Source organism: Marinococcus salis (assembly GCF_054971365.1).
This window is the reverse complement of record NZ_JBQOJB010000005.1, coordinates 136,198-149,070: the sequence shown is the minus strand read 5'-3', so window position 1 is coordinate 149,070 and position 12,873 is coordinate 136,198. Positions and strand designations below refer to the sequence as shown.

14 protein-coding genes are annotated in these 12,873 nt (G+C 46.3%); 10 read left to right on the top strand and 4 right to left on the bottom strand.

Going from position 1 to position 12,873, the window contains the following annotated elements; translation table 11 throughout:
• Window positions 1–116: 116 nt before the first annotated feature.
• From ACTTK6_RS06835 to cobA, 4 genes are all read right to left on the bottom strand, one after another.
• Window positions 117–1,658 (bottom strand): MFS transporter, encoded by a 1,542-nt coding sequence (locus ACTTK6_RS06835; protein WP_462833039.1) that lies wholly within the window; start codon window positions 1,656–1,658, stop codon window positions 117–119.
• Window positions 1,659–1,771: 113 nt separating this feature from the next.
• Window positions 1,772–2,098: a nitrite reductase small subunit NirD gene (gene nirD / locus ACTTK6_RS06830; protein WP_462833038.1), complete on the bottom strand. Its 327-nt coding sequence runs from the start codon at window positions 2,096–2,098 to the stop codon at window positions 1,772–1,774.
• A gap of 18 nt (window positions 2,099–2,116) precedes the next feature.
• On the bottom strand, window positions 2,117–4,546 hold the full coding sequence (gene nirB / locus ACTTK6_RS06825; protein ID WP_462833037.1) for a nitrite reductase large subunit NirB: 2,430 nt from the start codon (window positions 4,544–4,546) through the stop codon (window positions 2,117–2,119).
• Between the two features lie 51 nt (window positions 4,547–4,597).
• Window positions 4,598–5,773: a uroporphyrinogen-III C-methyltransferase gene (cobA, locus tag ACTTK6_RS06820; protein WP_079475228.1), complete on the bottom strand. Its 1,176-nt coding sequence runs from the start codon at window positions 5,771–5,773 to the stop codon at window positions 4,598–4,600.
• 635 nt (window positions 5,774–6,408) lie between these two features.
• Here cobA and ACTTK6_RS06815 point away from each other — a divergent pair.
• The 10 genes from ACTTK6_RS06815 to ACTTK6_RS06770 are packed head-to-tail and all read left to right on the top strand — an operon-like array spanning window position 6,409 to window position 12,858.
• Window positions 6,409–7,407, top strand: a complete 999-nt coding sequence (locus tag ACTTK6_RS06815; RefSeq protein WP_094908270.1) for a hypothetical protein — start codon at window positions 6,409–6,411, stop codon at window positions 7,405–7,407.
• Window positions 7,408–7,432: 25 nt separating this feature from the next.
• Window positions 7,433–8,425 carry a hypothetical protein gene (locus ACTTK6_RS06810; protein ID WP_462833036.1) on the top strand — a complete coding sequence of 331 codons (993 nt, stop codon included), beginning with the start codon at window positions 7,433–7,435 and terminating at the stop codon, window positions 8,423–8,425.
• Window positions 8,426–8,438: 13 nt separating this feature from the next.
• Window positions 8,439–8,708, top strand: a complete 270-nt coding sequence (gvpA, locus tag ACTTK6_RS06805) for a gas vesicle structural protein GvpA (protein ID WP_022794406.1) — start codon at window positions 8,439–8,441, stop codon at window positions 8,706–8,708.
• A gap of 27 nt (window positions 8,709–8,735) precedes the next feature.
• Window positions 8,736–9,050, top strand: a complete 315-nt coding sequence (gvpO, locus tag ACTTK6_RS06800) for a gas vesicle protein GvpO (RefSeq protein WP_307725195.1) — start codon at window positions 8,736–8,738, stop codon at window positions 9,048–9,050.
• A gap of 6 nt (window positions 9,051–9,056) precedes the next feature.
• Window positions 9,057–9,668, top strand: a complete 612-nt coding sequence (gvpO, locus tag ACTTK6_RS06795) for a gas vesicle protein GvpO (RefSeq protein WP_462833035.1) — start codon at window positions 9,057–9,059, stop codon at window positions 9,666–9,668.
• A gap of 5 nt (window positions 9,669–9,673) precedes the next feature.
• Window positions 9,674–10,750, top strand: a complete 1,077-nt coding sequence (gvpN, locus tag ACTTK6_RS06790) for a gas vesicle protein GvpN (protein ID WP_079475233.1) — start codon at window positions 9,674–9,676, stop codon at window positions 10,748–10,750.
• A gap of 14 nt (window positions 10,751–10,764) precedes the next feature.
• Complete coding sequence (locus tag ACTTK6_RS06785; protein WP_233133271.1) at window positions 10,765–11,514, top strand: GvpL/GvpF family gas vesicle protein; 750 nt, start codon at window positions 10,765–10,767, stop codon at window positions 11,512–11,514.
• On the top strand, window positions 11,511–11,768 hold the full coding sequence (locus ACTTK6_RS06780; RefSeq protein WP_079475234.1) for a gas vesicle protein GvpG: 258 nt from the start codon (window positions 11,511–11,513) through the stop codon (window positions 11,766–11,768). The genes ACTTK6_RS06785 and ACTTK6_RS06780 overlap by 4 nt, the downstream gene beginning before the upstream one ends.
• Before the next feature lie 15 nt (window positions 11,769–11,783).
• Window positions 11,784–12,644 (top strand): GvpL/GvpF family gas vesicle protein, encoded by an 861-nt coding sequence (locus ACTTK6_RS06775; RefSeq protein WP_079475235.1) that lies wholly within the window; start codon window positions 11,784–11,786, stop codon window positions 12,642–12,644.
• Window positions 12,625–12,858, top strand: a complete 234-nt coding sequence (locus ACTTK6_RS06770) for a gas vesicle protein (protein WP_079475236.1) — start codon at window positions 12,625–12,627, stop codon at window positions 12,856–12,858. Before ACTTK6_RS06775 ends, ACTTK6_RS06770 begins: the two co-directional genes overlap by 20 nt.
• Window positions 12,859–12,873 lie beyond the last annotated feature (15 nt).

Genomic DNA, 12,873 nt, shown 5'->3' with positions numbered 1-12,873 from the left:
CCAGCCCCTGACCTGGTTGTAAAAGGCACGGGGGCTGGCCGGGGTTTATGGCTGACATGGCAGGCGATGGCCTCTGCAGCCCGAGGAGCCTGTCAAAACAGGTCCAGGGCCGCGGCTCAGCGGTCTTTCTCAGAAGCCTGGCTAACGTAGGAAACGGCTTTCCTTGAACGGAACGCGGCTTCTTTTGCTTTTTCTTTAAGCAGTTGGTCCTCCTTGGAGAGATAATAGTCGTCAGCGAAGGAATTCTCCGGTTCCTCGAGGGTGAAATAGCATATGATAAAACTTACAAAAGCTCCTCCGGCCAAAATGAAGAAAAATTGGTTTGGGGTGACAAACGTATATAATGTTAAATATACACTTGCGCCGATGCTTCCGTATGCTCCGGTCATACCGGCCACCTGCCCGGTGACCCGTTTTTTTACCATTGGAACCATTGCGAAGGTGGCGCCTTCGCCTCCCTGCACAAATAATGAAGTGAGTACCGTCATGAGCACAGCCAGTATTACCGGCCAGCCGGAGTTAATCATGCCCATACCGCACATGCCGATCACGATGCCGGACATATAAACGAGCATCACCTTCCGGCGGCTTCCGAGGCGGTCAGAGAGTACCCCGCCAAGTGGACGCGCGAGCAGGTTCACAAAAGCAAATGATGCCGCAATAAGCCCGGCTGTGGCCGGAGTAAGGGAAAAGGTGAGCTGAAAAAACATCGGAAGCATAGACACAATCGCAAGTTCTGCGCCGAAGTTGGCAAAATACGTACTATTCAGAGCTCCGACGTTTTTGAAATTATACTGGTCGTCCTTTGCTACACCTTGCTTAATAATAGGAACGTTTATTTTCACAATCATATACATCTGGTAAATCAATACGAATCCTACAGCTATAAAAATGCCGTACACAACAGAAGGAGAGATAAAGCCCATGTCGAACACCCTCCAGGCACTGAGAGCCACGGCGCCACCGATAGGTAGAGTCCAAAACATCAATTGAGCCATATCTCTCCAGGAACTCACTTCCATGGCGCCGGAACGCTTCGGTTTGATAAGCGTATGGCCCTCCGGCGTATCGCGAACGTTTAAGTAGAACACAATACCATAAATAAAGCAGACAACCCCGGTGAAAGCGACGGCGTATCTCCAGCTGTCATCGCCGCCGATAAGGGTGATGGCGAGCCATGGAAGAACGATAGCCCCCGCTGCCGAACCAAAATTGCCCCAGCCGCCGTAAATCCCTTCAGCAAAGCCTACGTGCTTGGGCGGGAACCATTCTGCGATCATGCGGATACCGACTACGAAGCTTGCGCCAATACTCCCGAGCACAAGCCGGCTGATGGCAAGCTGCGCCCAGGTGCTTCCGAAGGCGAAAATAAAAGTAGGTACAGCCATAATAATCAGTAGGGTGGAAAAGACGACCCGCGGGCCAAAGCGGTCAAGGAGAGACCCGATAATAATCCGGGCCGGAATAGTCAAAGCGACGTTCATAATTCCGAGAGCGGCAATATGTTCTGTCGTAAGCCATCCAAGGTCAGCCATCATGGTAGTGGCAAGTGGAGCCATGTTATACCAGGCAAAAAATGAGATAAAGAACGCAAACCAACAGAAATGGAGAATCTTAATGCGTTCATCCTTAAAGCGGAAAAGATCTTTAATAGTCAAAAGGGGAACCTCCTAAGGTTGGGTAATTATTTTTGGTTTATTCAAAAAACATTGGAAAGTTCGCGCACGCATACTTATTTCTCAGGAAGTTCGCCGGTGCGGCAGAAAAAGCTTTATTTTAAAAGCAGATAAACCGTATTGTTTTCCACTCTTGTGCCATAGGAGGCGGTACAGCCTTCGTCCGCCCCCTGGGCCCGCCCGTCGTGTAAACTGATTTTCCAGTCATGGAGAGGGCAGAAGACGTGCTCCCCGCTGACTATCCCCTGGGAAAGGGGCCCTCCTTTATGAGGGCACTTGTTCTCCAGGGCGAAAATAGTGCTGTCTTTCGTCTTGAAAATAGCGATCGAGGTTTCTTCAATAATTACCTCTTTAGGAATGTCCACTGCAATCTCATCAATGGTGGCTACTGCTATTTCTTTTTGCTTATTTATACTATTCATCTTTGTGCCTCCCTCATATTAAACAAGCTCTACTTTGCGCTGTTCAAACAGCTCCTGTTTTTTCTTTTCGTTATAGGTAAGTTCCTTCCACGGGTCTTCGCCCTTATGCTCGAGGGACACTTCCATGCGCTCAATTAAGTTTGCCCGTTCCTCTTCATCTTCAAGAACCACCGCTTTTACATGATCGAGACCGACCCGTTCGATCCAGTGAGAGGTGCGCTCGAGGTAGTGGGCGGATTCCCGGTAATATTGAAGAAAAGCGCTGATAGAATCCAACAGTTCGTCGTCACTGTTCATTTTTCCAAGCAGTTCACCGCCCCTGAGATCCACGCCGCCATTTCCACCGACATACATTTCCCAGTGACCTTCAAGGCCGACAATTCCAATATCTTTGATGCCGGATTCTGCACAGTTTCTCGGGCAGGCGGAGACCGCCATTTTTACCTTGTGGGGGGTGTTAAGCCGCTCGTATTTTCGCTCGATGGTCATTCCCATTCCAATGGAATCCTGGGTGCCAAAACGGCAGAAATCTTCACCTACGCATGTCTTTACGGTACGTATTGATTTTCCATAGGCATGGCCGGAAGGCATGTCAAGGTCTCCCCAAATGGCCGGAAGGTCTTCTTTGTTGACACCGAGCAGATCAATACGCTGGCCGCCTGTCAGCTTAAGGAGAGGCACTTCATATTTTTCTGCTACATCGGCAATCTTTCGAAGCTGGTCTGAATTAGTGACTCCCCCGTACATCCTTGGTACAACGGAATAGGTACCGTCATTTTGGATATTGGCATGCACGCGTTCATTGATAAAGCGGGAGGCATAGTCATCTTCATATTCTTCCGGTTTTGATACGCTTAGATAATAGTTCAGGGCCGGCCGGCATTTGGAGCACCCTTCTGGTTCCTTCCATCCCAGCACGTTCATCACTTCCCGTGTATGGGAAAGTTGTTTGGCTTTTATCTCTTTGATAACCTGCTCGTGGGAGAGGTCGGTGCACCCGCACAGTGGCTCCACTTCATTGACGGCAGCCCCGTCGCCGAGCGTGGCATTCAGCAGGTCGGAAACGAGCGGTTTACAGCCGCCGCAGGAGCGGGAAGCGTTCGTGTGCTGTTTGACCTCGTTGACGGAGGTAAGGCCCTTTTCGTTAATAGCAGAAACGATTTCTCCTTTACAGACACCGTTGCACCCGCAGATTGTTTCTTCGTTTGCCATATCCACCACCGGGCTCTCCATCGGGGCGTTGCTTTCAGAAGGAAGAATGATCCCTTTACCAACCTCGGAGATGTCTTCTTTTTTATTGATAAGGTTTAAAAGCTTCGGCGAGTCAGTGGTATCTCCGAATAAAACAGCTCCGACCACCTTGTTATCACGGATGTTTACTTTTTTATAAACGCCGTCAAAATCGTCATGGACGAGCACAGATTTTAAATCGTCCGCTTCGCCAAATTCACCGGCAGAAAACACGTCGACGCCTGAAACCTTTAATTTGGTTGATGTAAGCGAGCCCTGGTAGCCGGTTCCTGCGGGTTCTTTGGATACGAGCCGTTCAGCCAGAATTTTTCCCTGTTCATACAAGGGAGCTACTAGTCCGTAAGCGATGCCGTTATGCTCTGCGCATTCGCCAACGGCGTACACATCGGGAGCGCTCGTTTCAAGAAAGTCGTTCACGATAATCGCGCGGTTTGTCTTCAGGCCGGAGTTTTCTGCAAGGCCGATATTTGGACGGATGCCGACAGCGATAACAACAAGGTCGGCGTAAAGCGATTCGCCGTCTTTGAAATGAAGACCCTGTGCGCGTTTGCGGCCGAAAATCTGCTCTGTCTGCTTTTCCATATGGAACCGCATGCCCTGGTTTTCAAGTTCACGCTTCAGCATTTTGGAGGCATTAGGATCGAGCTGGCGTTCCATTAACTGATCCTGGAGATGGATCACTTCTGTTTCCATGTTTAGGTTCAGCAGGCCCCGGGCGGCCTCAAGTCCCAACAGGCCGCCGCCGATAACGGCCGCTTTTTCATACTTTTTGGAAGCTTCAATCATCGTTTCAGTATCTTTTATGTCCCGGAAGGAAATGACCCCTTCTTTATCAGATCCGGGAATAGGAGGCATGAAAGGGTTGGAACCGGTAGCAACAATCAGATGGTCATACGCACATACAATCCCGCCGGCGCTTTCCACCTGCTTGTTATTCGTATCAATACGAGTGACTTCATCGCCTGTGTAAAGGGTGATATTATGTTCTTCATACCAGTCATAATCATTCAAAACGATATCTTTTAATTCGCTGTCCCCCTGGAGGACAGAAGAAAGAAGAATGCGGTTGTAGTTTGGGTGGGGTTCCTTGCCGAAAACTGTAATTTCAAAACGGTCCGGCTCCTGCTTTAAAATTTCTTCAATGGTGTACATGCCAGCCATGCCGTTGCCGATTAAAACGAGACGTTCTTTATTCATAGATGAAACCTCCTCATATAATTTAGATAATTCTGAATTTTTTTCGTCGTGTTAAATACCAGCCGGAGTTTTTACAGGAAAAGAAGTAAGGCTGTTTAACTGTTCCGTCATTTTTTCAAATGATAATGAAGGATCTATATAAAACACGTCTTCTTCATCAGAAGGGAAAGCCTCCTTATCAAAAATAATGTAAACAGGAGAAGCGGTGGTGTGCAGTTCGCTGATCATACGGTTGACGTTCGGCTTCAGCCGTTTGCAGGATGCATAATTGGGAACAAAAATGGTATCGACAAGCTCTTCTTCAAGCAGGCGCCAAAGAGCGTGTTCAGCGTTGGATGAAAGGCATCCAGCGTCAATGGGCTGCTCCGTATGACAGATAGCGGTTTGCTCATCCTGCAGATAATCCGTAAATTGCTGGAGCCCCGGGGCCCCGTCGGTGAAGGCTGCAATGTTTCGGACGGTCTTTCTGCCTGGGTTAAACCACTGCGTCCGGGCATGCATTGCTGTAACAGAGCCAACCACAATAATGGCAGGATTTGCAATCTGTTCTTTGTTAACTGTTTCTTCAAGTCTGGCGAGCGAAGCGGCGGCTGATTGCTGTTTACCGTAAGTGCCCCACTGCACAATAAGCACCGGCTCTTCGGGGGAGCGGCCGTGCTGGGTCAGCTGCTCTGCAATCCACCCGGCGTGTTTGACGCCCATATAAAAAACAATCGTATCGGAGCCGGCAGCAAGCCCGTGCCATTGGATGTCGGGCATGCCGTCCTGCTGTTTGCCGTGGCCGGTCACCACGGTGTAAGAGCGGGAATGTTCCCGGTGGGTCAAAGGAACACCGGCATAAGCCGGGGCGGCGCTTCCGGAAGTCACGCCGGGGATGATTTCAAAGCGGATCTGATGCTTTTGAAGCTCCTCGGCTTCTTCTCCGACTCTTCCAAAGACTCCCGGATCTCCTCCTTTTAAACGGACGACCCGGCTGCCGTGTCTGGCATGGACCCGAAGCTCGTGGTGAATGTCATGCTGCCGGAGCGTATGCCGGCACGGCTGTTTACCGCAGTATATAAATTTTGCATCGGGAGAAGCCTGCAGCAGGAGCCCGGGGTGAGCCAGGCGGTCGTAAATGACTACGTCTGCCTGCTGTAGTTTACGCAGCCCCTTAGCGGTGATTAATTCAGGATCACCTGGACCGGCGCCTACAAATGAAACGATTCCAGTATAATTGCTGCCCATGCTGCACCTCTTTCCTTTTAATATGTACAGGAAGTAGTTATTTTCTTGATTACGAGTTTTATTCTAGGTAAAGCTAGAGGGCAAAGCAGTATATGTGAAAGAAAACTTAACGTACTTTTTTCTCTTTTCGTACTATCGGACTTATTCATACGCACGCTGGCGAAAATTTCATAAATAATAGTACGAAAACCGCATTACCTCTGTAAGTAAATCTGACAGTAACGTGTTGAATACCGGTGGGGAAAGAAAAATTCAAGAGATTGTTAAAAATATGAATCGGAAATATAGGTAATTAGAACTTTATTTAAAAATAAACGCAATAAAAAGTTTGAACCCGGTAGGTAAAAGGTAAAACGAATTAAAGTAGTTATTAAATTTAGAGTTAGAAAGTGAGTGTTAGTCATGATTCGTACTATTTTGATGGTTATTGGAGCTATTGTTGTAATTGGAGCAATCCTCTCCCTAATCTAATTTAAAAGAAATTGCTTAAATGATTACATTAAAAGGCCCTCTCCAGCCCAGCGAATTCATGACTGTTTACTTCCAAAACAATTTATTGGAAAAGCATGAGAGCTTCCGGCCGGGTGAGGGTTTTTGCGTATAGATTAATTTTCACATAAGAAAGGTGAGGTACAGTGACCGACGCTAAAGATAAAGTTACGTACGGATTGATGGCCGCCGGCAGCCTTATTGGCGGTGCGCTCCCTCTAATTACTAAAGGCACGAAAAATAAACTCCATTCTTCGGAAGACTCCTCCAGCGAAGAAAATGCTGTTGAGTCCACAGAGAGCCAGGAAAAAGAAAAAAAAGCTCCCCGGCTCAAACAGACAGTTAAAAAGCCTGCTACAAAAGCAAAGCAGGCGAAAGACAATGTAAAGGAATCGGGAAAACAACTGCAAGGCACCGTGGAAAACAAGACGAAAAGTGCTGAAAATAACACAAAAAAAGCAGGAGAACAGGCTAAAGAAGCTGTTTCGGGAAAAGCTAAAGGGGCCAAGCAGGCAGCTGATGCGAGTAAAGTTGTTTATAAAGGAAACAAAAAGGTAAAAGAAACAAAAGGCAGGATAAATGGAGTTAAAAACACTGTTGGTGAAAAGGTAGAAAAAACCGGCAGGAAAATACAAGATCAAGAAAATGCTCAAAGCATTACTAATAAAGACGAAGAAGAGACAGAACTGTCAACCGGGAAAGCAGATAGTGCTCCAAAAAAGGCGAAAAGGGTTTCTAAAAAATCTTCACGACGATTGACGGATGCGACCGGCCTTGAACAGAGCGCAGCTTCAGCAGAGCCGGGGATGGAAAACGCAGAAGAGTCGACGTTAACTCAGGAAATAGAGCGCCGGCCGGAAGAAGTGGATGAAGCTGAAGTTAATGCCTACCAATCCGAGAAGCAAAATGGAGGCAAAATGAACCATAGCCTGACCGACGTAATGGATACCGTGAACGATTTCTTTGAGAACTATGTGGCTGAGCCCCAGCGGATTACTTCTACGGAAAAACAGAAAGGCCAGTGGCTGGTAGAAATTGAAGCGTTGAATAAAGAAGGCAGAAAGTCGAAAAAAGAAACGTATCAGGTGCAGGTGGATGATCAGTTAGAGGTAACCTCCTATAAGCGAATAGACGAAAATAAATAATGCTTCGGTTTGAGGAGATCAAATTATGGCAAAAAAGATTTTATTAACTGAAGGCGGAAAATATGTTGATGGTTCAAAGCCAAAGGTAAGAAAAACATTCTCCGTTCCGGACGAAGCCTGGAAGAAAACTCACTTTTCCTCCTATTCTAAAGGAGGGTCATCCGGGGACAAATCATCCGGTGAGCAATCCAGTGAAGAACATTCCAATAATGAGGAAAAAAAGAGTTCCACGGATGAAGAATCATTTTTGGATAAAGTAAAAGGCGGTGGTCAAAAAGCCGCTAAATGGGCGTCCTTTAAAAAACCGAAGGAAGTCCTCGATGAGCAGACAGAAGATACGTTCATTGAGCCTGTTAAAGACACGGCAGAAGAAATTGCTGACTTGAACCCCGTGGAAACAACGAAAAATATGATCCAGGGAAATGCTAAAGAAGAGCTGATGAAAACCGCTACAGAAGGGGTGAAGAATAATCCTCAGGCTGCCAATGCTGTGGCTGCAGCCTATATGGGCAAAAAGTTTTTTAACACCCTGGAGAGCGCCCGGCTGGCAAAGGAACATGCACAGGAAAAAGTACAGGAAACCAAGCAGGCATTGGAAGGAAAAGGAGAAGAAGCCCAGGAAAAGCTACAGGACGCTGTCGAGCAGGCCAAAGAAAAAGGCCAGGAAGCCCAGGAAAAACTGGGGGAAGCTACAGGACAGCTGCAGGAAAATGTCCAGGGCGGCTCCAAGAAGTCCGGGAAAGGGGGCGGTAAAATCCTTCGCTCGCTGCCTGAAAAAGGGTTGAGCGATCTAAAAGGAATGGAAAATATTAAAGGACCGTCGAACATCAAGACTTACAGCGAGTCCAGGTTAAGAAGCTATGATGAGGTTAAGGGCGTTGATGATATCAAGGGTATAAGCGAATTAAAAGGCTTATCTGACATCAAGAGCTACAAGGAATCGAAGCTGAAAAGCTACGATGATATTAAAGGTATCAGCGCCATTAAAGGAACAGAAAATATTAAGCATTATGATTAAGGAGTGAAAGATTATGGCAACAATTGAAAAAAGTACAGATTCTTCCAGCTTGGCAGAGGTTATTGACCGTATACTGGACAAAGGTATTGTTATCGACCTGTACGCCCGTATTTCTGTGGTAGGAATCGAACTGATTACAATTGAAGCACGTATCGTTATTGCAAGTGTTGATACTTGGCTCCGTTACGCTGAAGCAGTCGGACTGCTCCGTGACGATGTCCAGGGCGAAATCGATGAGGATGCAGACTCTAATGAGCGTGCCGGGCAGTTAAACTTTGCTTAAATTTCTCTAATCCCGTCATGCGTATGACTGCATGGCGGGATATATTTCTATTGTAAGAAGAAAGCGGGGGATACGATGAAGGAAGTAATGAAGTCACTGAATGAGTTTTTTGAGGAGAACGTAAAGCCTCCGTTTCGAATTACTTCGGTTTCCGAAGAAGAGTACGGCTGGTTTGCGGAAGTGGAAGTTATCGAAGAAGATGAGTATATGCAGAAGTACGGGCATGATCAGCTTCTGGGTGTATATGAAGTAAAGCTGAACAACAATCGGCAGGTAGGATCCTTTGAACGTGTGAATTTGAGACCGAGAAGTGCTCATGTAGAAACAGCAGAAAGGAGATAGATATTGATGGCGGCCAAACAATCAACGACCAAAACAGAAGAAAAAACAGAAGAGAACCAGGACCAGGAGCTGAAAAATAGTAAAAGCGGCTCGTATAAACCTTTCTCTTCTGATGAAGAAGAGCAGCCGAAAGAGCAGATTAAAGGTCCAGCGAAATCGGGTTCTTCGAGTGCATCTTCACAGAAATCCTCCGGGGAGAACGAAAAAGCGGACGATAAGGGAGGAAATGACGAAGTGAATACTACGACGGCTGCCAGTAAAAATAATACAGCTAAATCGAGGCAAACAAAAAAAGGAGCTAATGAAGAAACAGCTCCGCAAGAAGAGCAAGGCGAAGAGTCGTTTGCGCCTATCACAAGTGACATGTTTGAAACCATCCGTTCGTTTTTCGAAGAAACGATGAATTCTCCCGTCCGTATTACGGCTATCATGGATGCAGAAGATGGATGGGATATTGAAGTGGAACTAGTGGAAGAAAAAGAATATACTCAAAAATACGGCCGAGACCAATTGATCGGGATTTATAAGGCGACAATGAATAAAGATCAAAAGATCACTTCCTATCAAAGGATGAACACCCGTCCGAGAAGTACTCCTTTTGAGAAAAAAGAGAGGTAAAAAACATGGCGACTACTAACGGAAGAAAGCAACAGACTCAGAAAAAGTCATCCAACACGTCGGGGAACTCCCGGACAAGCCAGCAAAAAAACAGCTCCCAAAATAACAGAGGCCAGTCGAAAAAAATCAATGCACCTGCCAGTACGAAATCGAAGCAAACGACCTCTGAAGAACAAGGGCAGTCAAAACAGCAAAAAATCAGCACCATTAATAAAATCGTAGAGACTGACGAGATGCAGTCGATTTTAGAGCGTTCCGAAAAGTATTTAACTTCCGGGTACCCTGTACACTTCACAGGCGCAGCCGGGGTGGGGAAAACCACTCTTTCGTTTCAGCTTGCACGTCGTTTTAACCAGCCTGTGACGCTGCTTAATGGAAATGAAAGCCTTTCGAACACGGATCTTCTTGGTGGAAGAATCGGTTATACGAGTGACAAATTAATCGACAATTATGTCCGGAAAGTGTACAAACGTGAAGATCATATTACAGAACGGTGGAGCACCGGCCGTCTGCTTGAAGCAGTAAAAAATGGCCACACGCTTATTTATGATGAATTTACGCGTTCGCTGCCGTCTACGAATAATTTATTTCTTTCCGTGCTTGAAGAAGGTATACTGCCTCTTTATGGCACGCAGCGTAATGAAAGCTTCATTACCGTGCACCCGAATTTTAAAGCAATTTTCACAAGCAATCCGGAGGAATATGCTGGTGTGCATAAATCCCAGGATGCCCTACTTGATAGAATGATCACAATTCCGGTGGAGGACCCTAATAAGGAAGCCCAGGTTTCTATTCTGACTGAAAGAGCATCCATCAGTGAAAAAGAAGCCGAAACCATTATTAAAGCATTGGATTGGGCGAAATCCACGAGCAGGGAAAATGATACGCATGTGCCAAGCTTCCGTCTCGCTGTTATGACCGCGATGTTAAGCTCGGAGCATGAGGTTAAAATAGATGTAAAAAACGACGATTTTCAACAGCTGTTTTTTGATGTGATGGGGCATTATTTCCTGGAAAATATTCAGGGTGAAGATGTCAGCGAAGCACAAAAAAGAATGAAGGAAGAGTTGAAAAAGGTCTAGGAGGCAAAGTAACCGTGGGAATTTATATGTTTGGGGTTATTGAAACTACGGAAAAACCAACCTTCGGTACCGTGGAACTCGAGGGCAAAGAGCGAAAAATTTATACCCTCCAGCGCGGGCAGGAGGCGATGGTGGTAGCAGAAGCTCCGATGCAGATTTATGATCCAACGAGGAAAAACCTGCGGGCTCATCAAGATACAGTGGCCAGAGTAATGGAAGAATACGATGTCATTCCGATGAGTTTTGGGAACGTCCTTGAGGACCAAAAAGAAGTTTTTGCTTTAATGGAAAAGCTGCAGGATCAATTTGAAGAAATTTTTCCGAAGATACGCGGCAAAATGGAAGTTGGGCTTAAAATTATCGGAAAGAAAGAATGGCTGAATGAACAAATCCGTCAGGAGCCGGGGATGGAAGACCTGCGCAAAAAAACGGATACGAAAGGTAAAAACGCCAGCTATTACGAGCGCATGCAGCTCGGAGAATCGGCGCAGAAATTCATGATACGGCTGCACGAGCGCTTTGAGGAAGAAGTTTTCCAGCCGCTCGCAGAAATCGCTAACGCAGCCAAAAGCAACGAAGTAATTAATGAGCGGATGCTGTTGAATGCCGCCTTTTTAATAGATAAAGAAAACGAAGAAGCGTTTGATGCAAAAGTAAACGAAATTTTTAATAACTGGAACGAACACGCTGATTTCAAGTATACGGGTCCATGGCCGGCATACAACTTCATTGACCTGAAAATAAAGGCAGGGAACAGCGTATGATTCATAAATTATTTACCTGGCCGCTCGATACGGTCGTCTGGGCTGGTAAAAAGGTAAAAGAAGAGGCGGATAAAGAATACTTCGATGTCCGCCAAATTCAAAAAAAACTCGCCAATCTGCAGATCATGTATGAAATGGAAGAAATATCTGAAGATGCCTTCACAGAGCAGGAGGAAGAGCTGCTGCAACGGTATCGCAGAGCGAAGCAGATTGAACAGGAAGAATTACGGGAAGAGTTAGAGGAAAAGGATTAAAGGAGTGAACCGGCAGTGCAGACAAACTCGGGCGCACCGGCTCTTTTGTATTTGTATGCCTTGATTCCCACAAGCGAATATGAGGAAGCTCCTATGGAGCCAATGGAAGGCATGGAGCCGGGCAATAATATCAGCTTTATTGAACATGGCAGTATTACTGCAGTAGTAACCCATGTTCCGGAAGAAGAATTTTCCCAGGAAAAATTGCAAAAGAATGTAGAAAAAATGGAATGGCTGCAGGCAAAAGCCTTTCACCATCATGAAACGATGAACCAGCTGCATGATCGCTATACCACGATCCCGTTAAAATTCGGCACGATTTTTGAACAGGAAGCAAACCTTGCGGAAATGATTGAAAAATATCACGAGAGCGTAACGGCTCAGCTTTCTTATTTGAAGGGCAAAGAAGAATGGAACGTCAAAACTTACGCTGATCAGCAGCTGTTCACTGAAGCCGTCGTGCAGAACAGCGAAGAAATTCAGGCGAAGGAAGCAGAGCTTGAAGCGATGCCGGCTGGCCGGCGCTTTTTTGAAAAAAAGAAAATGGACCAGTTTATTGAAGCGCAGGCAGACGAACAGATTGAGAAGCACTGCCAATCGTTTCATGATGAGTTAGCCGCCCGGAGCGAAGGCACGGAAATAAAAAAGAATTGGGAAAAACGCGTCACAGACCGGGAAAAAGAAATGGCATGGAACGCCGTATATCTGATTCACTCGAAAGACCGGGAGGCGTTTATTCAATTAATTGAAAAGCGTCAGGAAAAAGAAGAAGCAGAAGAGACCGGAATGGATTTAGAGTGTACAGGCCCATGGCCAGCATTTCATTTTTCAGGCCTGACAGACAGGAGGGAACAAAATGCCCCAGGACACTCTTAAAAACCGGGAAGTTTCCCTGCTCGACGTCTTGGACTCCGTGCTGGATAAAGGGGTTGTGCTTCAAGGCGATTTAACGATATCCATTGCAGGGATTGACCTTGTTTATTTGGATTTACGCGTACTAATCGCTTCTGTAGAAACCCTGCGACAGTCGGAATTGAAGACGCAGAAAGAATTTGTTTCTAATTCTTCAGAACCTTCCCAAGTCGAATAAAGGAGGCCGAATACA